Source organism: Pseudomonas sp. MYb193 (assembly GCF_002966775.1).
Classification (GTDB): domain Bacteria; phylum Pseudomonadota; class Gammaproteobacteria; order Pseudomonadales; family Pseudomonadaceae; genus Aquipseudomonas; species Aquipseudomonas paracarnis.
In genome coordinates this window covers 5,378,204-5,402,094 of record NZ_CP023269.1, presented here as the reverse complement: position 1 = coordinate 5,402,094, position 23,891 = coordinate 5,378,204, and the positions used below count along the sequence as shown (strand labels likewise).

General features: G+C 62.2%; 22 protein-coding genes. 9 read left to right on the top strand and 13 right to left on the bottom strand.

Translation table 11 applies throughout. The features are described from left to right. Positions 1-16 precede the first annotated feature (16 nt). Together CLM72_RS24680 and CLM72_RS24675 are read left to right on the top strand one after the other, a co-directional pair. Positions 17-322, top strand: coding sequence for a hypothetical protein (locus tag CLM72_RS24680; RefSeq protein ID WP_105228649.1), 306 nt, complete (start codon positions 17-19; stop codon positions 320-322). 97 nt (positions 323-419) lie between these two features. Further along, on the top strand, positions 420-1,181 hold the full coding sequence (locus tag CLM72_RS24675) for a YdcF family protein (RefSeq protein ID WP_105228647.1): 762 nt from the start codon (positions 420-422) through the stop codon (positions 1,179-1,181). A 50-nt stretch (positions 1,182-1,231) separates the two neighbouring features. Here CLM72_RS24675 and lnt read toward each other — a convergent pair whose 3' ends face one another. The 5 genes from lnt to miaB all read right to left on the bottom strand — a co-directional run bounded on the left by lnt (position 1,232) and on the right by miaB (position 6,660). Then, positions 1,232-2,755: an apolipoprotein N-acyltransferase gene (gene lnt / locus CLM72_RS24670; protein ID WP_105228645.1), complete on the bottom strand. Its 1,524-nt coding sequence runs from the start codon at positions 2,753-2,755 to the stop codon at positions 1,232-1,234. Between the two features lie 8 nt (positions 2,756-2,763). Continuing rightward, positions 2,764-3,603 (bottom strand): HlyC/CorC family transporter, encoded by an 840-nt coding sequence (locus CLM72_RS24665; protein ID WP_003194444.1) that lies wholly within the window; start codon positions 3,601-3,603, stop codon positions 2,764-2,766. Between the two features lie 42 nt (positions 3,604-3,645). After that, positions 3,646-4,104, bottom strand: a complete 459-nt coding sequence (gene ybeY / locus CLM72_RS24660) for an rRNA maturation RNase YbeY (RefSeq protein WP_105228643.1) — start codon at positions 4,102-4,104, stop codon at positions 3,646-3,648. Beyond that, positions 4,097-5,101 carry a PhoH family protein gene (locus CLM72_RS24655; RefSeq protein WP_019818064.1) on the bottom strand — a complete coding sequence of 335 codons (1,005 nt, stop codon included), beginning with the start codon at positions 5,099-5,101 and terminating at the stop codon, positions 4,097-4,099. Before CLM72_RS24655 ends, ybeY begins: the two co-directional genes overlap by 8 nt. 230 nt (positions 5,102-5,331) lie before the next feature. After that, on the bottom strand, positions 5,332-6,660 hold the full coding sequence (gene miaB, locus CLM72_RS24650) for a tRNA (N6-isopentenyl adenosine(37)-C2)-methylthiotransferase MiaB (protein WP_014720071.1): 1,329 nt from the start codon (positions 6,658-6,660) through the stop codon (positions 5,332-5,334). A gap of 130 nt (positions 6,661-6,790) precedes the next feature. On the opposite strand from miaB, the gene CLM72_RS24645 reads away from it, so the two are divergent. Beyond that, positions 6,791-7,117, top strand: coding sequence for a DUF1820 family protein (locus CLM72_RS24645; protein ID WP_003215457.1), 327 nt, complete (start codon positions 6,791-6,793; stop codon positions 7,115-7,117). Between the two features lie 127 nt (positions 7,118-7,244). On the opposite strand, the gene CLM72_RS24640 is transcribed toward CLM72_RS24645, so the two are convergent. From CLM72_RS24640 to CLM72_RS24625, 4 genes are all read right to left on the bottom strand, one after another. Beyond that, positions 7,245-7,799, bottom strand: a complete 555-nt coding sequence (locus CLM72_RS24640; protein WP_105228641.1) for a tetratricopeptide repeat protein — start codon at positions 7,797-7,799, stop codon at positions 7,245-7,247. 226 nt (positions 7,800-8,025) lie between these two features. Then, complete coding sequence (gene hemL / locus CLM72_RS24635) at positions 8,026-9,309, bottom strand: glutamate-1-semialdehyde 2,1-aminomutase (RefSeq protein ID WP_105228639.1); 1,284 nt, start codon at positions 9,307-9,309, stop codon at positions 8,026-8,028. 11 nt (positions 9,310-9,320) lie between these two features. Beyond that, entirely contained in the window at positions 9,321-9,950 is a 630-nt protein-coding gene (gene thiE / locus CLM72_RS24630) for a thiamine phosphate synthase (RefSeq protein WP_014720063.1), read from the bottom strand. Positions 9,951-9,980: 30 nt separating this feature from the next. After that, positions 9,981-10,778 carry a hydroxymethylpyrimidine/phosphomethylpyrimidine kinase gene (locus tag CLM72_RS24625; protein WP_060764047.1) on the bottom strand — a complete coding sequence of 266 codons (798 nt, stop codon included), beginning with the start codon at positions 10,776-10,778 and terminating at the stop codon, positions 9,981-9,983. A gap of 275 nt (positions 10,779-11,053) precedes the next feature. On the opposite strand from CLM72_RS24625, the gene CLM72_RS24620 reads away from it, so the two are divergent. The 4 genes from CLM72_RS24620 to CLM72_RS24605 all read left to right on the top strand — a co-directional run bounded on the left by CLM72_RS24620 (position 11,054) and on the right by CLM72_RS24605 (position 17,536). Beyond that, positions 11,054-13,453 (top strand): hybrid sensor histidine kinase/response regulator, encoded by a 2,400-nt coding sequence (locus CLM72_RS24620; protein ID WP_105228637.1) that lies wholly within the window; start codon positions 11,054-11,056, stop codon positions 13,451-13,453. Between the two features lie 68 nt (positions 13,454-13,521). Continuing rightward, positions 13,522-15,174, top strand: a complete 1,653-nt coding sequence (locus tag CLM72_RS24615; protein WP_105228635.1) for an acyl-CoA dehydrogenase family protein — start codon at positions 13,522-13,524, stop codon at positions 15,172-15,174. Between the two features lie 182 nt (positions 15,175-15,356). Next, positions 15,357-16,829, top strand: coding sequence for an AMP nucleosidase (gene amn, locus CLM72_RS24610; RefSeq protein ID WP_168220185.1), 1,473 nt, complete (start codon positions 15,357-15,359; stop codon positions 16,827-16,829). A gap of 71 nt (positions 16,830-16,900) precedes the next feature. Further along, positions 16,901-17,536, top strand: coding sequence for a pseudouridine synthase (locus CLM72_RS24605; protein WP_105228631.1), 636 nt, complete (start codon positions 16,901-16,903; stop codon positions 17,534-17,536). Here CLM72_RS24605 and CLM72_RS24600 read toward each other — a convergent pair. Beyond that, positions 17,531-17,740, bottom strand: a complete 210-nt coding sequence (locus tag CLM72_RS24600) for a DUF2788 domain-containing protein (RefSeq protein ID WP_025999909.1) — start codon at positions 17,738-17,740, stop codon at positions 17,531-17,533. The two genes, CLM72_RS24605 and CLM72_RS24600, sit on opposite strands and share 6 nt — an antisense overlap. Positions 17,741-17,936: 196 nt before the next feature. Further along, a complete protein-coding gene (locus CLM72_RS24595; RefSeq protein WP_003194418.1) occupies positions 17,937-18,416 on the bottom strand; it encodes an Lrp/AsnC family transcriptional regulator in 480 nt (159 codons plus the stop codon). Positions 18,417-18,843: 427 nt separating this feature from the next. Between CLM72_RS24595 and CLM72_RS24590 the strand changes: the two genes are divergently transcribed. After that, on the top strand, positions 18,844-19,806 hold the full coding sequence (locus CLM72_RS24590; RefSeq protein WP_105228629.1) for a DUF6515 family protein: 963 nt from the start codon (positions 18,844-18,846) through the stop codon (positions 19,804-19,806). Here the strand turns inward: CLM72_RS24590 and CLM72_RS24585 are convergent. Continuing rightward, on the bottom strand, positions 19,803-20,696 hold the full coding sequence (locus CLM72_RS24585) for a cation diffusion facilitator family transporter (protein WP_105228627.1): 894 nt from the start codon (positions 20,694-20,696) through the stop codon (positions 19,803-19,805). The genes CLM72_RS24590 and CLM72_RS24585 overlap by 4 nt on opposite strands. A gap of 9 nt (positions 20,697-20,705) precedes the next feature. Continuing rightward, entirely contained in the window at positions 20,706-21,125 is a 420-nt protein-coding gene (locus tag CLM72_RS24580; RefSeq protein WP_003194410.1) for a hypothetical protein, read from the bottom strand. Between the two features lie 253 nt (positions 21,126-21,378). Here CLM72_RS24580 and hrpB point away from each other — a divergent pair, with 253 nt between their 5' ends. Beyond that, the gene (gene hrpB, locus CLM72_RS24575; RefSeq protein ID WP_105228625.1) at positions 21,379-23,889 is read left to right on the top strand and encodes an ATP-dependent helicase HrpB; all 2,511 of its coding nucleotides are present in this window, start codon (positions 21,379-21,381) and stop codon (positions 23,887-23,889) included. Positions 23,890-23,891: the final 2 nt, after the last annotated feature.

The following is a 23,891-nucleotide window of genomic DNA, read 5'->3' as shown; positions in this document are numbered from 1 at the left end:
TCAATGAGGTGAGGGGATGGTTGAATCGCAGCGAACTTTAACGAAACCGCAGTTGTATGAAGGATTGATCGACCGTTTGGGTCGGGCATTGGATGCCGCAAGAACCGCAGGCCGATTGCGTGATGAACGGCCTCTGGAGCTGGAGTTGCGAGGCTTGAGCCAGGCGGAGCTTGAATTGATCAAGAACTATCTGGCGTTGAATCACAACCGCGCCCCCCATGGGCAGGCTTCCCCGCCTGCTCATTCGGCCAAGGTCATCTGGCTCAAAGACCTGGCGACCGGCCGCGGGCCAGAGAACTTCCGGTCCGTGCGGTGCAAGTGAGCCCCGCGTTATCCGTTAGCATTATCAAAATGTTGTCGGTAAGGATTGTTGCAAAACCCCGATGCATCTAGGCTTCGGGCATCTTTGGAGATGCCCGATGCCTTTTCGTTACTTCATTAAACAACTGTTGTTGCCTCCCGGTATTTTTCTGCTGTTGTTGGCGTGTGCCTGGTGGTTTCGCCGCAGCCGTCCGCGCCTGGCGGGCTTGTGCTTTGCCCTCGGGCTGGGCGGGATGTGGTTGATCAGCCTGCCAGTGATGGTGCAATGGGGTGCCCGTGCGCTGGAGACAGAGCCGCCTTTGGCCCGGGAAGACTGGGCCACCCTGGCCCAGCGTGCCGATGCGATTGTGGTGCTGGGCTCGGGGCGCGAGCGTGGAGATATCGCGTGGGGCAGCGACCAGCCCACCGGTATTGGCCTGGAACGTGAGCGTTTTGCCGCGCGGCTGGCCAAGGCATCCGGTTTGCCAGTGCTGACCAGCGGCGGCTTGCACTACGGCACGCCGCCCAGTGAGGCCGAGCTGATGGTCGTGTCGATGCAGGATGACTTCGGTGTCACCGTGCGCTGGAAAGAAGAGCGCAGCCGCACTACCTGGGAAAACGCCCAGATGAGCGCCGAGATTTTGTTGCCGCAAGGCTTCAAGCGTGTAGTGGTAGTGACCCAGGCCTGGCACATGCCGCGTTCGGTGTGGAGTTTTGAAAAGGCCGGCTTCACCGTGGTGCCGGGGCCGGTGGGTTTTTTGGGTGTCGACCATGGCCGACCGCTGGGTGGCTGGATGCCGGAGGTCAAGGCGGTGTGGCAAAGCGGGCAGTTGATCAATGAAGCGGTGGGGCAGGTGGGGTATCGGTTGTTCTACCGATAGGTGTAACACAGGAGATCAATTGTGGGAGCAGGCAAGCCAGCTCCCACAGGTCAGACCGTTTTGGCCATCCGAGCCGCCAACAGCGCCCAGCCAAAGAGCAGCACACACACAATGATCAACGGCCACGAACGCCATTGCAGGTACGGCGTAAGGTTATGCATCGGCACCACCTCTCCATAGAGAATGCCACGCTCGAACTGCGGGATCTGCGCGGTGATCTGCCCAAACGGATTGATCAGCCCGGTCACGCCGTTGTTGGTGGCGCGGATCATCCAGCGGCCAGCTTCCAGGGCACGCATCTGCGCCATTTGCAGGTGCTGCAGCGGGCCGATGGAGCGGCCAAACCAGGTGTCGTTGCTGATGGTCAGCAGCAGGTCGCTCTGGGCCGACAGGCCGGCGGCGAATTCGGGGTACACCACTTCATAGCAAATGAACGGCGCAATCTGATAACCCTTGGCCTGCAGCATGGCCTGGTCAGAAGGGCCGCGGGCGAAGTCCGACATGGGCAGGTCGAAGAAGGCAATCAGCCCGCGCAGCATGTCCTGCAGCGGCACGTACTCGCCAAACGGCACCAGTTTTTGCTTGAGGTAGGTGCCGTCGCCTTCGCCGACCACGGTGATGCCGTTGAAGTAGCGCTTCTGGTGGTGCACTTCCTGGCGAATCGGTACCCCGGTGATCAACGCGCTGTCCCGGTCGGCGGCAAACTTGCCCATCATGCCCAGGTAGCCCTCCACGGACTCCTTGAGCACCGGCACGGCAGTTTCCGGCCAGACCAGCAGGTCGACGCGCTTGGAACTCAGGCTCATGTCGCGGTACAGCGCCAACTGTGCATTGAGCTGGTCCGGGTCCCACTTCATGCTTTGCTCGACGTTGCCCTGAATCGCAGCCACGCTCAGGGGCGCACCAGACGGTGATGTCCAGGCGTGATGCTTGAGTGCCAGGCCAATCGCCCAGGGCGCAACCAGCAATAACAGGCCCGCGCCGATGAAGGCATTGCGCTTGCTGGCCAGCAGGCGCGGCAGGTTGCACAGCAATGCGGCAGTGAGCGCGAGGGCGAAGGAAATCAGCCACATCCCACCCAATGGCGCGAGGCCGGTCAACGGCCCATCGAGTTGACTGTAACCGGAGTACAACCACGGGAAGCCGGTAAGGAACCAGCCACGAAAGGCTTCCTGGCCGACCCACAACGCGGCGAACGTCAATGCATCCGCCAGTGGTGCTTCGTTACGGCGCAACCAGCCCGCCCATAGCCAGGCGGGCAGGGCAAAGAACCAGGCGATGGCGGCGGTGAACAGCAGCATCAGAAACCCCGCCAGCAGCACCGAAGCGCCGCCGAAGTGGTGGATGCTGTAGTAGATCCAGCTGGTGCCGGCACCAAACAGGCCGAAGCCGAAACACCAGCCACGGCCCAGGGCCTGGCGGGGTGTCAGCTCCCGCAGGCCGATATAGAACAGGCCGACCGCTACCAGCGCCAACGGCCAGATATCGAACGGCGCCAGCGCCAGGGTTGTGATGGCGCCGGCCACCACGGCCAGCAAGTTACCGGGCCAGCCGGGTGAGGTGAGACGGCGCATGTCAGTCCTTAGCGGGCGATGGGTGTCAAACGGATCAGATGGATACGACGGCTATCAGCATTGAGGATGCGGAAGCGATAGGCGCCGATCTCGGTGGTTTCATTACGCTTGGGCAGGTGCCCGAACGCACTCATCACCAGGCCGCCGACGGTGTCGAACTCATCGTCCGAAAACTCGCTGTCGAAGAACTCGTTGAAGTTCTCAATGGGCGTCAGCGCCTTGATCAGGAAGTCACCGCTGGGCAGCGGCTTGATGTAGCTGTCTTCTTCGACGTCGTGCTCGTCTTCGATGTCGCCGACGATCTGCTCCAGCACGTCCTCGATGGTGACCAGGCCGGCCACGCCGCCGTATTCGTCAATCACAATGGCCATGTGATTGTGGTTGGCGCGGAACTCGCGCAGCAGCACATTCAGGCGCTTGGACTCGGGCACGAAGGTGGCCGGGCGCAGCAGGTCCTTGATGTTGAAGCTGTCGCCATTCTCCTTGAGGATCAACGGCAGCAGGTCCTTGGCCAGCAGGACACCCATGACGTCGTCATGGCTTTCACCGATCACCGGGTAGCGCGAATGCGCCGAGTCGATCACGGCCGGGAGGAATTCCCGTGGGGTCTGGGTCGCCTTGATGCTGATCATCTGCGAGCGCGGGACCATGATGTCACGTACTTGCAGGTCAGCCACCTGGATGGCGCCCTCGACGATGGCCAGCGCTTCGCTGTCCAGCAACTTGTTCTGGTGTGCATCGCGCAGCAGCTCCAAGAGCTCCTGGCGGTTTTTCGGCTCGTGGGCAAAAGCCTGGGTCAGTTTACCCAGCCATGACTTCTGCCCGTTGCTCGATCGGTCTTCGCTCATAGCGATTACTCTAAATCCTTTGATATGACAGTTGAGTGTTGATCAGCTTTCGTCGTCTGCATATGGGTCGCGGTGACCCAGTTCTGCAAGCAACGTTCGTTCCAGTGCTTCCATTTCCTCGGCTTCGTCATCGTCTATATGGTCGTAACCCAAGAGATGCAAGCAGCCGTGGATGACTAGATGGGCCCAATGGGCCTCAAGTTCCTTGCCTTGTTCCGCCGCTTCTCGCTCGACTACCGCGACGCAGATCACCAGGTCGCCCAGCAGCGGGATATCCAGCAATTCGTCGGGCACGTCGGCGGGGAAGGACAGCACGTTGGTCGCATAGTCTTTCTGGCGCCAGGTGTGGTTCAGCTCACGGCCTTCGGCCTCGTCCACCAGACGAATGGTCAGCTCCGAGTCAGCGGTGCGCTGGCGCAAAGCCAGTTCACACCATTGGCGGAACTGGGCTTCGCTGGGGGCGGGCGCTTCGGTGGCCAGCTGCAGGTCTAGCTCAAGCATCGTGGCGAGCGTCCTTGGCGGGCGCGTCGTCGCGGTGTTCGAAACGCTCATAGGCTTCGACAATGCGCTGCACCAGCGGGTGGCGCACCACGTCCTTGGGCATGAAGTGCGTGAAGCTGATACCCGGCACGTCCTTGAGCACCTCGATCACCTGGCCCAGGCCCGACTTGGTGCCCTTGGGCAGGTCGACCTGGGTGATGTCGCCCGTGATCACGGCAGTGGAGCCGAAACCGATACGGGTGAGGAACATCTTCATCTGCTCGACGGTGGTGTTCTGGCTTTCGTCGAGAATGATGAAGCTGTTGTTGAGCGTACGGCCACGCATGTAGGCCAGCGGGGCGATCTCGATCACCTGGCGCTCGATCAGCTTGGCCACGTATTCAAAACCGAGCATCTCGTACAGCGCGTCGTAGAGCGGGCGCAGGTACGGGTCGATCTTCTGGGCCAGGTCGCCGGGCAGGAAACCGAGCTTTTCGCCGGCCTCGACCGCTGGGCGCACCAGCAGGATGCGCCGCACTTGCTCGCGCTCCAGGGCGTCGACGGCGCAGGCCACTGCGAGGTAGGTCTTGCCGGTACCGGCCGGGCCGATGCCGAAGTTGATGTCGTTGCCCAGGATTTCCTTGACGTACTTCTGCTGATTCAAGCCGCGTGGGCGAATCATGCCTTTTTTGGTACGCAAGGCCACGCTGGCTTCGGCCACCGGGTTATTGGCCAGGTCTTCCACAGCCGACTCCTGCAGGTACAGGTGCACGGTCTCCGGCGACAGCTCGCTACCCTTGGTTTCGCGGTAGAGACGGCGCAGCAGGTTTTCTGCAGACGTGGTGTGTTGGGGTTCACCAATGAGCTCGAACTGATTGCCGCGGTTGCGGATCTCGATGCTCAGGCGTTGTTCGATCAGGCGCAGGTGCTCGTCGAACTGTCCGCACAGGTTGGCGAAACGGCGAGCCTCAAAAGGTTCGAGGATAAAACGATGGGGTTCTGCTATGGGTGCGTTCAAGGTTGCTTTTAGCCGCCCTTTGGCTGATGAGGTGAGAGAGAGAATAACGCCAGGCGCTGGTGTGCGAAAGCACTTAAATAGCCTGGCCCCACTCTCGATAACCCTGAAGAACCCCTGTGGGAGCTGGCTTGCCTGCGATAGCGGTGGGTCAGTTGGCACATTGGGCACTGATACATCGCTATCGCAGGCAAGCCCGCTCCCACATTTTGATCTTCATCCGGTCAGCGAGATCAGTTGATCAACGAGCCGCGCAACGAGTGTGGCTGCGCCGCATCAATGTGCACATCGGCAAACTGGCCGATCAGCGTGGGATTGTCGCAGCGGAAGTTGACGATTCGGTTGTTCTCGGTACGACCCTGCAGTTCACCCGGGTCTTTCTTCGAATAATCGGTCACCAGAATGCGCTGGATCGAACCGACCATTTGTCGGCTGATTTCGAAGCCCTGCTGATTGAGGCGATGTTGCAGCGCGTTCAAACGCTCTTTTTTCAACGCCTCCGGGGTTTCATCCAGCAGGTCGGCAGCCGGGGTGCCTGGGCGCTGGCTGTAGACGAACGAGTAGGAGAAGTCGAAACCCACGTCTTCGATCAGCTTCATGGTCTGCTGGAAGTCTTTCTCGGTTTCGCCCGGGAAGCCGACGATAAAGTCCGAACTGATGCAGATGCCCGGCACGGCGGCGCGCAGTTTGCGCAGTTTGGATTTGTATTCCAGTGCGGTGTGGTTGCGCTTCATCGCCGAGAGAATGCGGTCCGAACCCGATTGCACCGGCAAGTGCAGGTGCTTGACCAGCTCTGGTACTTCGGCGTGGGCCTGGATCAGGCTGTCGGAAAACTCCAGCGGGTGCGAGGTGGTGTAGCGGATGCGCTCGATGCCATCGACGGCGGCGACCACGCGGATTAGTTCCGCCAGGTCGGCCAGGCGGCCGTCATCGGTCTGGCCACGGTAGCCGTTGACGTTCTGGCCCAGCAGGGTGACTTCGCGCACGCCGTTTTCAGCCAGGTGGATGATTTCCGACAGCACATCGTCAAACGGCCGGCTGACTTCTTCGCCACGGGTGTAAGGCACTACGCAGAAGGTGCAGTACTTGCTGCAGCCCTCCATCACCGACACATAGGCGCTCGGCCCATCGATACGCGGTTCGGGCAGATGGTCGAATTTTTCGATTTCGGGGAACGACACGTCGACTTGCGGCAGCTTGGTGATGCGTGCGGCGTCGATCATCTCTGGCAGACGGTGCAGGGTTTGCGGGCCGAACACCACATCGACATAGGGCGCGCGGTCGCGGATCGCGGCGCCTTCCTGGCTGGCCACGCAACCGCCGACGGCGATCACCATGTCCGGGTTGGCCAGTTTCAATTCGCGCCAGCGGCCCAACTGCGAATACACACGGTCCTGGGCCCGCTCGCGGATCGAGCAGGTATTGAGCAGGATCACGTCGGCATCTTCGGCGCGGGCAGTGACTTCCAGGGCCTGGTGTTCGCCCAGCAAGTCGACCATGCGCGAGCTGTCGTACTCGTTCATCTGGCAACCGTGGGTTTCGATGTAAAGCTTCTTGGCCATGGGAATCGTCAACTGGTGGTAAAGAACCGCGCATTATAGGGGGCATGCCCATTGGTTCCTAGCGCTGTGCATCGGGTGCCATGCTATAGTTCGCGCCCTCTTTTATATCCCCATGTGTTGTTCGCCCACCATGACCAAACGTGAAGCTCCAATCTATAAGGTGATTTTCCTCAACCAGGGCCAGGTGTTCGAAATGTACGCCAAGCAGATCTATCAAAGTGATCTGTGGGGCTTCCTGGAGGTGGAAGAGTTCGTCTTTGGCGAGCGCACCCAGTTGGTGGTCGATCCGGGCGAAGAAAAGCTCAAGGCCCAGTTCGAAGGTGTGGTACGCAGCTTTGTGCCGATGCATTCGATTGTGCGCATCGATGAAGTCGAGCGCCTGGGGACGCCGAAGATCAGTGAGGCTCGGGGCATGAGCAATGTGATGCCGTTTCCGATGCCGATGCCTGAGAAGTAGGGCTTTAGACCGAGGTGTGCCTATCGCAGGCAAGCCAGCTCCCACACTCGACCGCGTTTCAATGCTGGAATGCAGTCAACTGTGGGAGCTGGCTTGCCTGCGATAGCGATGTAAGGTCTACAAAAAATCAGGGAAGGGGTGAGAAAGGCGAACGCCCATCAGCACTCTGCAATTCTTGCAGGTAGTTGCGGAAAATCTGCCCCAGCACCTGGGTTGCCACTTCCAGTTCATCGCGCTGCATGTGCTCGGCGACTTCGTCGGCAGTGTCCAGTGCGTCTTCGGCGCCGTTGACCGCGGCCATTTTCAGCACGATGTACGCCTGGACGTTGTTGGCCGGCACGCCTTCGCCTTTGAAGAACATGTTGCCCAACTGGTATTGCGCCTGGGCGTGGCCCTGCAACGAGGCTTTCTCGAAGTAGCTCAACGCTTTGTTGAGATCAACGGCCGGGTTCTTGCTGTCGTGGTAGTACTCGCCCAACTCGTATTGCGCTTGCGCATCCCCTTCCTCGGCCTGTTTCTGGCACGTGCTCAGGGCTTCGGCCTGGCTCTCTGGCTGGGTATTGAGGGTGCAACGACCCATCGCTGGGATTAACAACGAGTTGCCGCCGGCCTGGGCATGTGCCAGTAGCGGTTGAAGGAGCAACAGGCAGCCCAGAACCAGGGTGCGGCCGGTGCGTTTCATGGGAATCGACTTACCTCTGACGGGGCGCGCGGACCCTCGAGGGAGTCCAATAAGCGCGCATTATGAAATAAGCAGGCCTCTGCTTACAAAGTCTTTACTCGTTTTTCTGCTGCTTGGGCAAGTTATCTGCCGGATTGCAGGGCAATTCTCGAAAAAACCAGGAATTCTCTGTAAGCAAAGTAGCAAATCTGACGCTGCCAGGGGCAACGCCAGAGGTTGCCGTCACTTATTTCAGGGCCGCGAACGCGCGCTCGGCAGCATCCAGGGTCAATTTCAGTTCGGCTTCGCCATGGGCGATCGAAGTGAAGCCGGCTTCAAAGGCGCTCGGTGCCAGGTACACGCCGCCTTCGAGCATCAGGTGGAAGAAGCGCTTGAACAGCTCGGCATCGCTGCCCATCACGTCATCGAAGGTGACGATATCGTCGGCGCCGCTGAAGTACAGGCCGAACATGCCACCGGCCTGGGTGGTCACAAACGGGATGCCGGCGGCATCGGCGCGCTGTTGCAGGCCGTCGAGCAGGCGGGTGGTGTAGTCGGTCAGCTCGGCGTGGAAGCCCGGGCGGCTGATCAGGCGCAGGGTGGTCAGGCCGGCGGCCATTGCCAGCGGGTTACCCGACAAGGTGCCTGCCTGGTATACCGGGCCGAGCGGGGCGATGTGTTGCATGATCTCGCGCTTGCCGCCGAAGCAGCCTACCGGCATACCGCCGCCGATGATCTTGCCGAAGGTGCTCAGGTCTGGCGTGATGCCGTAGTAAGCCTGGGCGCCACCGAGGGCGACCCGGAAACCGGTCATCACTTCGTCAAAAATCAGCACCACGCCATGCTTGTCGCACTGCTCGCGCAGGCCCTCAAGGAAACCCGGGGCCGGTGGAACGCAGTTCATGTTGCCGGCGACTGGCTCGACGATGATGCAGGCAACGTCCTGGCCGACTTCGCTGAGCATCTGCTCGACGGCCGCGATGTCGTTGAACGGCAAGGTCAGGGTGTGCTTGGCGAACGCCGCAGGTACGCCAGCGGAATTGGGTACGCCTTGGGTCAGCGCGCCGGAGCCGGCTTTTACCAGCAGGCTGTCGGAGTGGCCGTGGTAGCAACCTTCGAACTTGATGATGTTGTCGCGGCCGGTGTAACCACGGGCCAGGCGGATCGCGCTCATGGTGGCTTCGGTGCCGGAGCTGACCATGCGCACCATTTCCATCGACGGCACGATCGAGCAGACCAGGTCGGCCATCTCGGTTTCCATCGCGGTCGGGGCGCCGTAGGACAAGCCGTGCTGCAGTTGCTGGCGCACCGCGTCCAGCACGTCTGGATGGCTGTGGCCGAGGATCATCGGGCCCCAGGAGCCGACATAGTCGACATAGCGCTTGTCGTCTTCATCGGTGACGTAGGCGCCTTCGGCATGCTTGAAGAACAACGGCGTGCCGCCCACGCTCTTGAACGCACGCACGGGGGAGTTCACACCGCCGGGGATGTGCTTCTGGGCGTTGGCAAACAGGGTTTCGGAACGGGACATGATCGGGCTCTCTAAACTGAAGATTTAAGTAGGTCGTTGAACGCACGGGCGCGGCGAGTGACTTCCTGGGTGCTGTCGGCACCGAACAGGCCATGGACCACGGCGAGCAGGTCGGCCCCGTGGGCCACCAGCGGTTCGGCGTTTTCCAGGGTGACGCCGCCGATCACGCAGATCGGCAGGTGCAGGCGCTTGCGGGCCTGGGCCAGCATGTCAACGGTGGCGGCAGGTGCGCCGGGTTTGGTCGTGGAATTAAAGAAGCGGCCGAAGGCCACGTAGCTGGCGCCTTCTTTGGCGGCCTGTTCGGCCAGTTCGATCTGGCTGTGACAGGTGGCGCCGATGATCGCCTTGGCGCCGAGCAATGCCCGGGCCGAGGTCAGCGGGCCGTCGGTCTGGCCCAGGTGCACGCCGACGCCCAGGCGCGCGGCCAGTTCGGCATCGTCGTTGATGATCAACTGGGTCTTGTAGCGCGAGCACAGTTCGTACAGCTTTTCGGCTTCACGCAGGCGCCGTGCCTCGTCGCTGCTTTTGTCGCGGTACTGCAACAGGGTGACGCCACCGTCCAGCGCCGCCTCGACGTAGGCGAGGAATTTGCCGGCCAACAGCTGGCTGTCGGTAATGGCGTAAAGGCCGCGTAGTTTCATCGGGCAAACCCCTTGCTGACGAGCGATAAGTTACGAGCAGAAATCCAGCGGCAATCGGCGCGGCACGAACTGGCCCTGGCCGAGTTGTTCGGCATCACGCAGGGTACGCCACGTGTAGTTGAGGGCCGATTGCACGGCGCTGGCCAGGCCTTCACCCTGGGCAATGCGCCCGGCCAGCGCACTGGCCAAGGTGCAACCGGAGCCGTGATAACTGCCGGGCAAGCGCTGGCAGGTAAAGGTCTGGCGCGTGCCGTCGCGGCTGTACAGGCGGTTGTGCACTTCGTGCTCATCGCCATGGCCGCCGGTGATGAGCAGGTGCTTGATGTACGGCAGCAGCTTCTCGGCGCAGTCGTCGGCGCTGCCGTCGGGCAGTTCCGCGAGGATGCGCGCTTCTGGCAGGTTGGGGGTGGCGATCAATGACAGGGGCAGCAGCCGCTCGCGCATCGCATAACCGACCTCGTCCTTGCCCAGGCTACCGCCGCCGCCGGCGCGCAGCACCGGGTCGCAGACCACCGGCAAATGCGGGTGCGCCTGCAGCAGTTCGACCACGGTGTCGACCATCGCGGTGGAGCCGAGCATGCCCAGCTTGACCGCCGCGACTTCAGAGTCGCCGAGCACGGCATTGGCCTGGGCCAGTACCCACTCACGGTCAAGCACACGGAAATCACTGACATTGACGGTGTTCTGCACGGTCAGCGCGGTGACGGCCGGGGCCGCGTGGCAACCCTGGGCGAGCAGGGCTTCGATATCTGCCTGCAGGCCGGCGCCACCACTGGGGTCGTGGCCGGAGAGACAGAGGACAACGGGGCGAGAACTGTAGATATTCATGGTGCGCGAGCTTACCACCAAACGCTTTTTGCGTGGCTGCCTGACGATGGCAGAAGTTTGCTGCTGCAGCGTCGCTTTGCGTGGCCGAACGCTGCAACGCAGTGGTCTGAAAGCATTGCGCTAGAGCTGTTCTAAAAAAAGTTCCGGCAGTGGCTAATGGCTTTTACTGGCTATGCTAAAGTGCATCCCAATAACTTACTGTATCGCCGGTGTACGTCTTCTCAAAAGGAATGGGGGGCTTTTGACACAACCGGACCAGGCTACGCTGGGGCTCTATGCGCTATTTGCTGATGTTTATATTGTGCGGGCTACCGATGCTCGCCGGCGCTGTCGAGTTCAACCAGGACACGCGCAGCCTCCCGTTGGGCCGGGTCATGCAAGTGCTCGAAGACCCAACCGATACCCTCACCATCGCCGATGTCAGTTCCCCCGCCTATACCGCCCAATTCAAGACCCACGACAAAGACACGCTCAATGCCGGCTATTCACGCTCGGTGTTCTGGCTGAAGGTCAACCTGCACTACACCGCCAAAGATCCCCGCGCACCACGCACCTGGTTTCTGGAACTGGCCTACCCGCCGCTCAATCGCCTGGACCTCTACCAGAACGACGGCACCGGCCACTACCGCCTCACCGCCCGCACCGGTAGCGCATTGCCGTTTTCCAGCCGTGAGGTGAGCCAGAGCAACTACTTGTTCAAGCTCAGCTTCTTGCCCGACCAGCAACAAACTGTCTACCTGCGCTTGCAAAGCCAAGGCTCGATCCAGGCACCGCTGACGTTGTGGGCAGGCACCGCCTACATGGAAGAGCAACCGTTGCGTTTGTACGTGCTCGGCGCCATCTACGGTGTGTTGCTGGGCATGCTGATCTACAACCTGTTCATCTACCTGAGCGTACGCGACACCAGCTACCTCTATTACATCTTCTATATCGCTTCGTTCGGCTTGTATCAGCTGTCGGTCAATGGCGTTGCGGTGGAGTACTTCTGGCCGAACAACCCCAGGTGGGCGAATGCGGCAGTTCCCTTCCTGATCGGCTCGGCGGCTTTGTTCGGCAGCCTGTTCGCGCGCAGTTTCCTGCACACCGCGCAGCACAGCCGCTGGCTCAACCGCATCCTGCTGGCGCTGGCGGCCTGTGGCGGGTTGGTGATGGCACTGGCGCTGTTGACCAGTTACGCCGTGGCCCTGCGCCTGGCCACTGCGCTGGCGCTGGTGTTTACCGTGACCATCTTCGTGGCGGCCATCAAGGCCTGGTATTGCGGGCAGCGCATGGCGCGTTATTTCATCATCGCCTGGTCGGCCTTCCTGCTCGGCGGGGTGATCAATACCCTGATGGTGCTGGGTTACCTGCCTAACGTGTTCCTGACCATGTACGCCAGCCAGCTCGGCTCAGCCATTGAAGTGGCGCTGTTGTCCCTGGCCCTGGCTGACCGCATCAACGGCATGCGCGAACAGCAGGCGCAGATTCTCCTCGATGCCAGCCAGAAGCTGGAAGCGCTCAACCAGCAGTTGGCTCGCAGCAATCGCCTTAAAGACGAATTTCTCGCCACCCTGACCCACGAATTGCGCACGCCGATGAACGGTGTGATCGGCTCTTTGGAACTGATGCAAACCGTGCCTTTGGACGATGACCTGACGCAGTACCAGCAAACCGCCGCCGGCTCGGCGCGGGACATGATGCGCATGGTCAACGGCATCCTCACCCTCACCGAGTTGCAGGCCGGTCGCCTGGTGGCCCAGCCGCAGGTGTTCAGCCTGCGCGGCGAGCTCGATACCTTGCGCCAGCAGTTCATCGGCAGCGCCCAGGCCAAGGGCCTGGCGTTCTCCATTGACGTCGCGGATGAGCTGCCAGACCGGCTCATCGGCGATGCCCAAAAGTTGCGTCAGTGCCTGGATTGCCTGCTCGACAATGCGTTCAAATTCACCCACGTCGGCGCGGTGCGTTTGCGTGTGGTGGGTGTGCCGCAAGGGGGTCACGCTTTGCACCTCAGCTTTATCGTCACCGACACCGGTATCGGCTTTGCCTTTCTCGATGAGGCCACGTTGTATCAGCGTTTCTTTCAGTTGGACGGCTCGATGACGCGTGAATACGGCGGCCTGGGCATTGGCCTGGCGATTTGCCGGCAGTTGATCGAACTGCTGGGCGGGCGCCTGACCCATCATTCGGAGCCCCGTAAAGGCAGCCGCTTCCAGTTGGAAGTGGACGTCAGCGCGGTGCCGCAGCAGGTGACGCCCGCCACGCAAACGCTGCCTGCACAGCGTGCGCCTCAGGAGTGCACGGTGCTGTTGGTGGACGACAACAGCGTGGGCCAGTTGGCGGTGCGTGGCATGTTGCTCAAGCTCGGTTACCGGGTCAAAACCGTGGACAGCGGCCCGGCGGCGCTCGCTGCATTGCAGGGGCACAGCTTCGACGCCGTGCTGCTGGATGTGCCAGAGGGTGGCTTTTCGTTGTGCTGCCAGATTCGCGCATTGCCCGGCTGCGGTGAATTGCCGGTGATCGCCCTGAGTACATCGCCCAATGGGCCGGAGCGTGAGCGCTGCCATGGTATTGGCATGACGGACCGACTGGCCAAACCGGTGCGTTTCGACGCCTTGCAGGCGGCGCTTGAGCGCAGCGTACTGTATGTGGATGAGGGGGAAAGCGCCGAGCATTCGGCGCGTATGCCACTTTTTTAAGGCCCTGTACGGTGCTTAACTGAATTGAAGGTCACTTTTCATGCGGCCTTTTTTCCAGGAGGCCCGTCATGAACCTGCATCAGTTTGCCGAAACCCACGACGTCACCAACCAGCCACCGTCCCTGGACGGCACCAACCTGTATCGCATCGACTTGCCTTTGCAGGAATGGTCACGCCGCTTTGGCGCCGGTTGGGCCCAAGCGCGAATTGATGCCTACGGCGCGCTGGCGGGTGGGCCGTTGATGGCAGCCGGGTTCCTGGCCAACCAGAACAAACCGGTGTTCAGTAGCCATGACCGTTACGGCCATCGCATCGACCTGGTGGAGTTTCACCCGGCTTATCACGAGCTGATGCGCACCGCCGTCGAGCATGGCCTGCCGTCGCTGCCCTGGGCCCATCCGCAGCCTGGCGCCCATGTGGCGCGTGCGGCGATGACCTACCTGCATAGCCAGGCCGAAGCCGGCAGCGGCTGCCCGCTGACCATGACCTTCGCCTGCGTTCCGGCCCTGCGCCTGCAACCTGCGCTGGCGGACCTCTGGCTGCCTAAAGTGCTCAATACCCACTACGACCCACGCAATGTCGGCATCGCCCACAAGGCCGGCGCCACTATCGGCATGGCCATGACCGAGAAGCAGGGCGGCACCGACGTACGCGCCAACACCACTCGCGCTTACCCCGTGGGCGCGGGTGGCCCCGGCCAAGCCTACGAACTGGTGGGGCATAAATGGTTCTGCTCGGCACCGATGTGCGATGGCTTCCTGACCCTGGCCCAGACCGACAAGGGCCTGACCTGTTTTTTGCTGCCCCGGCACCGCCCGGACGACACGCGCAACGAGTTCTACATCCAGCGCTTGAAGAACAAACTCGGCAACTGCTCCAACGCGTCCAGCGAAGTGGAGTTTCGCGGTGCCCTGGCGTGGATGGTCGGTGAAGAAGGCCGCGGCGTTCCCACCATCATCGAAATGGTCGCCATGACCCGCTTCGATTGCATGGTCGGCTCCAGCGCCTTGATGCGCCAGGCGCTGACCCAGGCCAGCCATCACTGCGCCCATCGCCAGGTGGGTGGCCGCGTGCTCAGCGAGCAGCCGCTGATGCAGAACGTGCTGGCCGACCTGGCCCTGGAAAGCGAAGCGGCCCTGGCCTTGAGCCTGCGCATGGGGCGCGCCCTGGATCAGCTTGATGATGAACATGAAGCCAAGTTCGCCCGGCTGGTCACAGCCGTGGGCAAGTATTGGATATGCAAGCGCGCGCCGGCGATGATCAACGAAGCTGCCGAATGCATGGGCGGTGCTGGCTATGTGGAGGACAGCATCCTGCCGCGCCTTTACCGTGAGGCACCGGTGAATTCGACGTGGGAAGGTTCCGGCAATGTGCAGTGCCTGGACGTATTGCGTGCACTGTCCAAAGAGCCGGGGGTACTGGAGGCGCTGTTTGTCGAGCTGGGCGATGGCCACGGCCACAAGCAGGTGGCGCGGCATATCGAGCAACTGAAGTCGGCGTTTATGGATACCCAGGACATCCAGTACCGCGCGCGGCAACTGACCGAGGACATTGCCCTGGCGTTGCAGGCCAAGTTGTTGCTGGAGGCGGGCAATGCGGCGGTGAGCGACGGGTTTATCGCCAGTCGGTTGGGTGAGTCGTCGGGGCGGGTATATGGCGCCTTGCCGCGCGGGGTGGATGTGCAAGCTATTGTCGCCCGCTCAACCCCACAATCCCTCTGAATAAACACAATCAAGTGTGGGAGCTGGCTTGCCTGCGATAGCGGTGGTCCAGCCAGCAATTATGTGGCTGATAGACCGCTATCGCAGGCAAGCCAGCTCCCACCTATCAACGCATTCCACTTCTGGTGTTTCGGTGAGGCCTGGATACAGGCAAGATAAAGGCCTGCAAGTCAGAACACAGGATGCTTACCGTGACCGAAGCTTTTGTTGTCGTTAAAACCGCCGAAGAAGCCGTGGACCGGCTGGCGGCGCTGCATGAGCGTGCGACTGGCGCGCTCAACCAAGCGCTCAAGCAATACCTCAAGGACCGCGTCGAACCCGACGCCGCTCAACGCGCACTGTTTCGCTACCCGGAACTGCGCCTGACCTACCACTGCCACGGCGAAGTCCCACAGACCACTCGGGCGTATGCCAAGGTGCAACTGCCGGGTACCTACAGCGTCACCGTGACCCACCCGGCCGCGTTCCGTAAGTACCTGCTGGAGCAACTGGTGCCGCTGATGCACGACTTCACCGTGACCGTGGAAGTGGGCGTCAGCCAGCAGAACATCCCGTACCCCTATGTGGTGGAGCAGGGTGATGAACTGGCCGGCTCCGGCGTCACCGCCGCGACCCTGGCTCGTGTATTCCCCAGTACCGACCTGTCCGCCGCCACCGACGGCATTGCCGATGGCCTGTACGACTGGGAAAACACCGACCCGCTGCCCCTGGCCCTGTTTGATGCCGCCCGCGTGGACTTTTCCCTGCGTCGCCTTGTGCATTACACCGGCAGCGACTGGCGCCATGTGCAGCCGTGGATCTTGCTGACCAACTACCACCGCTACGTGGACCAGTTCATCCTGCATGGCCTGGAGCAACTGCGCAGCGACCCGCGGTTTATCCGTATGGTGCTGCCCGGCAACGTGGTGATCGACAAGAGCATGGACCACGGCGAAGCCTCGGCCATTGCCGCCGGCGTGGTCTGGCACCGCTACCAGATGCCGGCGTATCACCTGCAAGCCAGTGACGGCCACGGCGTGACCCTAGTGAACATCGGCGTGGGCCCGTCCAACGCCAAGAACATCACCGACCACTTGGCTGTATTGCGCCCGCATTGCTGGCTGATGATCGGCCACTGCGGCGGCCTGCGCCAATCCCAGACCATCGGCGACTACGTACTGGCCCACGCCTATATGCGCCGCGACGGAATTCTCGACCGTGTAGTACCGCCGAACATCCCTATTCCGGCCCTGGCCGAAGTGCAGTTGGCGCTTCAGCAGGCGGCGGCCAAGGTCACTGGCGAAAAAGGCGAAGAGCTGAAAAAACGCCTGCGCACCGGCACCGTGCTGACCTATGACGACCGGAACTGGGAACTGCGCTGGGCCCAGGAGCGGCCGCTGATCAACCTGTCCCGTGCCGTGGCCGTGGACATGGAAAGCGGCACCATCGCCGCCCAAGGTTACCGTTTGCGCGTGCCTTACGGCACCTTGTTGTGCGTATCGGACAAACCCTTGCACAGCGAGATCAAGCTGCCGGGTTCGGCCAACGCGTTCTATGAGCGCGCGGTCAGCCAGCACTTGAAGATCGGCATCGAGGCGGTCGACCTGTTGCGCACCGAACTCAACTCCCTGCACTCGCGCAAACTGCGCAGCTTCGACGAGCCGCCGTTCCGCTAAGCGGTTGGGATGGTCATTTAGCGGTCAGGCCACTAGCATTGTCGGTCCTGACCGTTAGATGTTCCTTTGCCATGTCCCGTCCCAGCCGTCCCGATTCACGCCGCCCTGGCGTGAAACCACCGCACTCTGCCGCTCGCCGCGTTGCCAAGGCGCCACCGGCCGAGCCCAAGTTGATCCTGTTCAATAAACCCTTCGATGTGCTGACCCAGTTCAGCGACGAAGGTGGGCGCGCGACCCTCAAGGACTTTATTGATATCCCCGGCATTTACCCGGCGGGGCGCCTGGACCGTGACAGCGAGGGCCTGCTGCTGTTGACCAACGATGGTCAGCTACAAGCGCGCATCGCCGACCCCAAGCACAAACTGGCGAAAACCTACTGGGTGCAGGTAGAAGGTGAACCCACCGAAGAGCAGCTGCAACGCCTGCGCGAAGGCGTGGAGCTCAACGACGGCATGACCCTGCCGGCCGAGGCGCGGCAACTGGATGAGCCGGCATTATGGCCGCGCAACCCGCCGGTACGTTTTCGTAAAAGCGTGCCCACCCACTGGCTGGAATTGGTGATTCGCGAAGGGCGTAACCGCCAGGTACGGCGCATGACCGCGGCGGTAGGCTTGCCGACACTGCGCCTGGTGCGCGTGCGTATTGGTGAGTGGTCGATCGACGGCTTGGATCAAGGCCAGTGGAAGGCAGTGCCGGCGCGCCTATAAAGCGCCGGATTCAATCAGGCCGATCACCACGCTCTTGATGATAAACGCCGCCACGCCCAGGCCCAGCACGAAAAACAGGATGAACGAACCAAAGCGCCCGGCCTTGGATTTCTTCGCCAGGTCCCAGACGATGAAACCCATGAAAATGATGAGGATAGTGACCAGGCCGGTCATCATCCATTCTTCAAACAGGGCGGGGTCGATGTTGTTCATGGGGCTCTTCCGACAAGACAAGCGAGCAGTATACGGCAGCGTCACAGACGCAACATTGACCTGAGTCGTACGCGGTCAAACTGTGGGAGCTGGCTTGCCTGCGATAGCGGTCTGTCAGTGATCGTGAAGCAAACTGGCCCGCCGCCATCGCAGGCAAGCCAGCTCCCACCGTTGAGCATCGTTGTTCTCAGGTGCGCAGGTGGGTTAGGGGCAGTTCGGTGCTGTTCAATACCTGATTCAGCACAAAGCTGGACCGCACGCTGGTCACCCCTTCGATCCGGGTCAGATGCCCCAGCAGCAATTTCTGATAGTGATCCATGTCCGGCACTACCACCTTCAACTGGTAGTCCGCATCCATCCCGGTCACCAAACTGCACTCCAGCACTTGCGGCAGGGTGCGGATGGCGGCTTCGAAATTCTCGAAGCGTTCCGGCGTGTGACGGTCCATGCCGATCAGCACGTAGGCCGTAAGGCTCAGGCCGAGCATCTTGCGGTCGAGCAGGGCGACCTGGCGGGCGATGTAGCCGTCGTCTTCCAATTGCTTGACCCGGCGTGAGCAGGGCGAAGGCGACAGGCCGATGCGTTCGGCCAGCTCCTGGTTGGAGATCCTCGCGTCGCGCTGCAATTCCGCCAGAATACTCAGGTCGTATCGGTCAAGCTTGCTCATTGGGTTGGCCTTTGTCGTAACTATTGCGGTGAATTATCCATGAAGGGTTAAAAATTGCGCAAGCACTGTTTATTGACGCAATCTTCGCAATCCTCTGCCCGCCCGGCACGCCTATGATTACCAACAGAATCACCGCCTGGACAACAGTCCACAGCAGCGCGCCCAATCAGGCCCGTTGCGGCCGCCGCCCCAGCAGGGTTGAGCCGGCCTCCAGGCTGCACACTGTCCACAAGACGGCGTGAGGTGAGCCAACGTCAAAAGCGTTGAGCACGGACGAAATTCTCAAGGGGTGGCCGACGGGTCACCCCTTTTTCTTTGTGCGCGTTTTGCCTTCAGAAAATAGTTCTCGTGACTGATAACCTGTCTCAGAACCGGGCGAGGCTTTTCCAGTCTCATGATCAAGCCCCAATCCGCAGTGAGGAAAAGCATGAAGCGCATCTGGCGTATGGCAGGTGTTGGTTTGCTGGTGGTCAGCGTCAGCTCCCAGGCGATAGCCGACGAACGCGATAACTCTCCGGGCCAGGGGCAACGGCCTGAGCACAATCAGCCACGCCCACAAAACCCGCAGGGTGATCGTGGCGGCCAGCACGAGGGCGGCCCATGGCAAGGCCGGCCTCAAGGTCATGAGCCGGGGCGACCGGCACCGCAACCGCAACCCTCCAATAACCTGCCGATCCAGGGCCGACCCGATACCGTGCGCCAGACCCAGGAGCCGCGCCAGGGTTATTACCGTGATATTCCCCGACGCAACGATGACAACAGGCATTGGGAGGCCGGTGGCCCTGGGCCGCGTGCGGGCAATGACCATCCCAACGATAACCGTTGGCCCGGTCGTCCCGACGGGCATGGCAATGGCTGGGGCCCAGGCCCGCAGCATCGCCCTGGATATGTCATCGACCGTTTCCCCGATCGCAATTACCGCGTGCCCTACCGTGGCCAGGATTACTTCTTTTCGGGTGGCTACTGGTACCGACCCCAAGGCCCACGCTACGTAGTGGTGACGCCGCCCTATGGCATTCGCGTGCATTACCTGCCGGACTACGCACGTGAAGTGTGGGTAGGCGGCTCGCTGTTGTTCCTCGCCGCAGGCGCCTATTACGCCTACGAGCAAAGCACCCAGCAATACGTGGTGGTACAACCACCGACGCAGGTGCCATCACCTGCGCCGACGCCTCAAGGCAACGGTTATGACGTGGTGGCTTACCCGGCCAACGGCCAATCGCCAGCCCAGGTACAGCAGGACGGCTACGACTGTTATCGCTGGGCGGTGCAGCAAAGTGGCTTCGACCCGCGCACCGTTACCTATGCCCCGGACCCTGCGGTAGTACAAACCTATCGCCAGGCCCAGGGCAACTGCCTGGGCAGCCGTGGGTATCAGGTGCAGTACTAGGTTTTATTGCCGGTGACCACTTCCCGCGGGTCGGCGTGCACCAGCACTTCGGCCTTCGGATATTCCCGGTGGATGGCATCGGCGGCCTGGTCGCTGATGCCGTGGGCCACCGACAGCGTCAACTCCCCCGGCAATTCCAGATGCAACTGCACAAACCAGTGGTTGCCGGAAACCCGCGTGCGCAAGTCGTGGGCCCCCAGCACGCCGGGTACGCCGCGGGCCAGTTCGAGCATGTGCTGGCTGACATCCGGCGGTAGCTCTTCGTCCATCAACACCGCAAAGCTTTCCCGGGCGATCTGGATTGCGCTCCACAGAATGTAGGCGGCGATCCCCAGGCCGAACCAGGCGTCGACCTGATGAAAGCCCACCCCAGCCAACACCAGCGCAATCAGGATGCTGCCATTGAGCAGCAAGTCCGAGCGGTAATGCAGCGAGTCGGCGCGCACCGCATTGGAGCCGGTCTCGCGCACCACGCGGTGTTGCAGCACCAGCAGAGCCACGGTCAGCGCCAGGGACAAGATAATCACGCCGATACTCAACCACGGTGCGCCAACCGGCTCTGGGTGCTTGAGCCGTTCATACGCCTGGAGCGCAATCAGCACCGCACTGCCGGCGATAAACAAGGCCTGCGCCATCCCCGCCAGCGACTCCGCCTTGCCATGCCCATAACGGTGATCGTCATCGGCCGGGCGCAGGGCGTAATGCACTGCCAGCAAATTCAACAGCGAAGTGATGCCGTCGAGCAGTGAGTCGGTCAGCCCGGCGAGCATGCTCACCGAGCCGCTGAGCCACCAGGCGATGGCCTTGGTCACAATCAACACACAGGCCACGCCCACCGAGGCGCGGGTGGCCAGGCGCAAGAGCCTTGCGTGTTCGGGGCTGCTGGTCATGAGCTGTCCTTACGCGGCAGGCTGCAGGCCCAGGGCCGCCAGTTGCTGCACGCTGCCCTTGAACTGGATCAGGCGTGGGTCGTCCAGCGGCAAGGTGCGGCCGGTTTCTTTCTGGATGATGCTTTGCAGCTTGGCGTTATCAACCGTGCCGTCGGCGCCGATGGCTTCGTGCAGTTTCTCGGGGGCGACCTGGGCGGTCTTGCCCGGTTCGAAGTAAATGGCGCCCGTGGCGAAGTCGACACCGAAGGCGATCAGGCCGGGGATCACATAAAACAACAGGCCGAGGGCATCGAGTACCGCGATGGTCGGGTCGATCTTGCCGTCGATCTGGCCACGTCGGTCGGGGTAGAAAATCGACCCGCAGGCGGTGAGTTGGCTCAGCAGGGTGACGGCGAGGACACCGCCGATGACACGGGAAGCGATACGCATGAAAAAGTCTCCTGAACATATTTAAGGGTGACTATAAGCCAGATCGGCCAGGCGCCGATGAACCCATGTGGGAGCTGGCTTGCCTGCGATAGCGTCGGCTCGGGGAATACAGCGGCAACTGTCACACCGCTATCGCAGGCAAGCCAGCTCCCACCTTTGACTGCATTCCCAGTCCCAAGAGTGGCTGTTTTTGAGACCCGCATCGGCATCCGGCAGTTCGCCGTTATACTCGCCGCTCTGCTTTGGAGCCAGTATGAATTCGTTGCCGATCGATGATGTTTTACCCGCCCTGCGTGACGCCTTGGCTCATCGCCATGAAGCCGTGCTGGAAGCGCCCCCCGGCGCCGGTAAAACCACCCGCGTGCCCTTGGCTTTGTTGCATGAGCCCTGGCTCGCCGGGCAAACCATCCTGATGCTCGAACCCCGGCGCCTGGCTGCCCGTGCTGCTGCCGAGCGGCTGGCCAGTGAGCTGGGTGAAAAGGTCGGTGAGACCGTGGGTTACCGCATTCGCCTGGACAGCAAAGTCGGCCCCAACACGCGCATCGAGGTCGTCACCGAAGGCATCCTCACCCGCCGCCTGCAGGACGATCCGGCGCTGGACGGCGTGGGCTTGTTGATCTTCGACGAGTTCCACGAGCGCAGCCTCGACGCCGACCTGGCGCTGGCCCTGAGCCTTAACGGCCGCGAGCTGTTTCGCGACGAGCAGCCGCTGAAGATCCTGCTGATGTCCGCCACCCTCGAAGGCGAGCGCCTGGCCGGTCTGCTGGATGACGCGCCGATCCTGCGCAGTGAGGGGCGCATGTACCCGGTGCAGATGCGCTGGGGGCGCCCTTACCAGGCCGGGGAGTTTATCGAGCCGCGCGTGGTGCAAACTGTCCTTGAAGCCCTGCATGACGAGACCGGCAGCGTGCTGGTGTTTTTGCCGGGGCAGGCGGAGATTCGCCGGGTCAACCAGCAACTGGCCGAGGCCCTGAGTGATCGCCCTGACGTGCTGTTATGCCCTCTACATGGCGAGCTGGACCTCAATGCACAGCGCGCCGCCATCGACCCGGCGCCGGCCGGCAAGCGCAAAGTGGTGTTGGCTACCAACATCGCCGAGACCAGCCTGACCATCAACGGCGTACGCGTGGTGATCGACGCCGGGTTGGCTCGGGTGCCGCGTTTCGACCCCGGCAGCGGCATGACCCGCCTCGACACCCAGCGCATCTCCCGCGCCAGCGCCACCCAGCGCGCCGGTCGGGCAGGTCGGTTGGAGCCGGGGGTGTGTTACCGATTGTGGTCCGAAGACCAGCACGACGGTCTGGCCGCTTATGGCAGCGCGGAAATCCTCGCCGCCGACCTGGCGGGGCTGGCCTTGCAACTGGCCCGTTGGGGCGTGACCCCCAGCCAGTTGGTGTGGCTGGATGCGCCACCCACAGCCGCGTATGCCCAGGCCCAGGACCTGTTGCAACGCCTCGGTGCATTGAGCGACGAAAACCTCACCGCCCATGGCCAGAAGATGGCCGAGTTGCCCGCCCACCCGCGTATTGCCCACCTGTTATTGCGTGGCCAAGACCTGGGGCTCGCCGCCACCGCCTGTGACGTGGCAGCCCTGTTGGGCGAGCGCGATATCCTGCGCGGCGGCGGTGCCGACTTGCACAGCCGCCTGGCGCTGATGTCCGGCGAGGAGCGCGCGCGAGGTACCCAGGGTGGCGTGCAGCGCGCCAAGCAACTGGCCCGGCAATACCGTGGCTACCTGCGCGGCAAGGCGACCCAGCCGGTGGACAACCCCGACCACCCGCGCTGGCTCGGCGCCTTGCTGGCACTGGCCTACCCGGACCGCGTCGCCCAGCAACGTCGCCCCGGTGGCGCTGAATACCGCCTGGCCAATGGCCGCGCAGCGCTGTTTGCCGAAGCCGACAGCCTGATGAAACAACCCTGGCTGGTAATCGCCGACCTGGGCAGCCGCCAGGGCCAGCGCGAAGAACGCATCTACCTGGCGGCGGATTTTGATCCGGCACTGTTCGACACGGTGCTGGCCGAGCAAGTGCGCAACGTCGACCAACTCGACTGGGACGAGCGCGAAGGCGTCTTGCGTGCCGAGCGCCAACGCAAAGTCGGTGAACTGGTGCTCAGCCGCGAACACCTGACCGGCCTCGACGAATCCGCCCGCAGCCAGGCGCTGGTCAACCTGGTGCGCCGCAAAGGCCTGGAACTGCTGCCCTGGACCCCGGAACTGCGTCAGTGGCAAGCCCGTGTGATGCTGCTGCGCCAACTGGATGCCGGCAACACCAGCGAGTGGCCCGACCTCAGCGACAAGGCCCTGCTCGCCAGCCTCGAACACTGGCTGATGCCTTATCTGGGCAAGGTCTCGCGCCTCAGCCATTTCGCCAACCTGGATATCTCCAGCTACCTGCACAACCTGCTGCCCTGGCCCTTGCCCCAACGCCTGGAAGAGCTGGCGCCGCAGCATGTGAAAGTGCCGTCGGGGTCATCGGTACGCCTGGACTACAGCGAGCAGCCGCCGATCCTGGCGGTGCGCTTGCAGGAATTGTTCGGGCTGGCAGACACCCCGCGCATTGCCGGCGGGCGCCTGGCCGTGAAGTTGCACTTGCTGTCCCCGGCGCGCCGGCCGGTGCAGGTCACGCAGGACCTGGCGAACTTCTGGCGCAGTACCTATGCCGAGGTGAAGAAGGATCTCAAGGGGCGCTACCCCAAGCATTACTGGCCGGATGACCCGTTGGTGGCCGAAGCGACGGCCAGGATCAAGCCCAGAAAGCCCTGAGT

Bases quoted from the DNA above. Each gene is read 5' to 3' on its own strand.
- CLM72_RS24680 (WP_105228649.1), top strand. From the start codon at position 17: ATGGTTGAATCGCAGCGAACTTTAACGAAACCGCAGTTGTATGAAGGA.
- CLM72_RS24675 (WP_105228647.1), top strand. From the start codon at position 420: ATGCCTTTTCGTTACTTCATTAAACAACTGTTGTTGCCTCCCGGTATT.
- lnt (WP_105228645.1), bottom strand. From the start codon at position 2,755: ATGCGCCGTCTCACCTCACCCGGCTGGCCCGGTAACTTGCTGGCCGTG.
- CLM72_RS24665 (WP_003194444.1), bottom strand. From the start codon at position 3,603: ATGAGCGAAGACCGATCGAGCAACGGGCAGAAGTCATGGCTGGGTAAA.
- ybeY (WP_105228643.1), bottom strand. From the start codon at position 4,104: ATGCTTGAGCTAGACCTGCAGCTGGCCACCGAAGCGCCCGCCCCCAGC.
- miaB (WP_014720071.1), bottom strand. From the start codon at position 6,660: ATGGCCAAGAAGCTTTACATCGAAACCCACGGTTGCCAGATGAACGAG.
- CLM72_RS24645 (WP_003215457.1), top strand. From the start codon at position 6,791: ATGACCAAACGTGAAGCTCCAATCTATAAGGTGATTTTCCTCAACCAG.
- CLM72_RS24640 (WP_105228641.1), bottom strand. From the start codon at position 7,799: ATGAAACGCACCGGCCGCACCCTGGTTCTGGGCTGCCTGTTGCTCCTT.
- hemL (WP_105228639.1), bottom strand. From the start codon at position 9,309: ATGTCCCGTTCCGAAACCCTGTTTGCCAACGCCCAGAAGCACATCCCC.
- thiE (WP_014720063.1), bottom strand. From the start codon at position 9,950: ATGAAACTACGCGGCCTTTACGCCATTACCGACAGCCAGCTGTTGGCC.
- CLM72_RS24625 (WP_060764047.1), bottom strand. From the start codon at position 10,778: ATGAATATCTACAGTTCTCGCCCCGTTGTCCTCTGTCTCTCCGGCCAC.
- CLM72_RS24620 (WP_105228637.1), top strand. From the start codon at position 11,054: ATGCGCTATTTGCTGATGTTTATATTGTGCGGGCTACCGATGCTCGCC.
- CLM72_RS24615 (WP_105228635.1), top strand. From the start codon at position 13,522: ATGAACCTGCATCAGTTTGCCGAAACCCACGACGTCACCAACCAGCCA.
- amn (WP_168220185.1), top strand. From the start codon at position 15,357: ATGCTTACCGTGACCGAAGCTTTTGTTGTCGTTAAAACCGCCGAAGAA.
- CLM72_RS24605 (WP_105228631.1), top strand. From the start codon at position 16,901: ATGTCCCGTCCCAGCCGTCCCGATTCACGCCGCCCTGGCGTGAAACCA.
- CLM72_RS24595 (WP_003194418.1), bottom strand. From the start codon at position 18,416: ATGAGCAAGCTTGACCGATACGACCTGAGTATTCTGGCGGAATTGCAG.
- CLM72_RS24590 (WP_105228629.1), top strand. From the start codon at position 18,844: ATGAAGCGCATCTGGCGTATGGCAGGTGTTGGTTTGCTGGTGGTCAGC.
- CLM72_RS24585 (WP_105228627.1), bottom strand. From the start codon at position 20,696: ATGACCAGCAGCCCCGAACACGCAAGGCTCTTGCGCCTGGCCACCCGC.
- CLM72_RS24580 (WP_003194410.1), bottom strand. From the start codon at position 21,125: ATGCGTATCGCTTCCCGTGTCATCGGCGGTGTCCTCGCCGTCACCCTG.
- hrpB (WP_105228625.1), top strand. From the start codon at position 21,379: ATGAATTCGTTGCCGATCGATGATGTTTTACCCGCCCTGCGTGACGCC.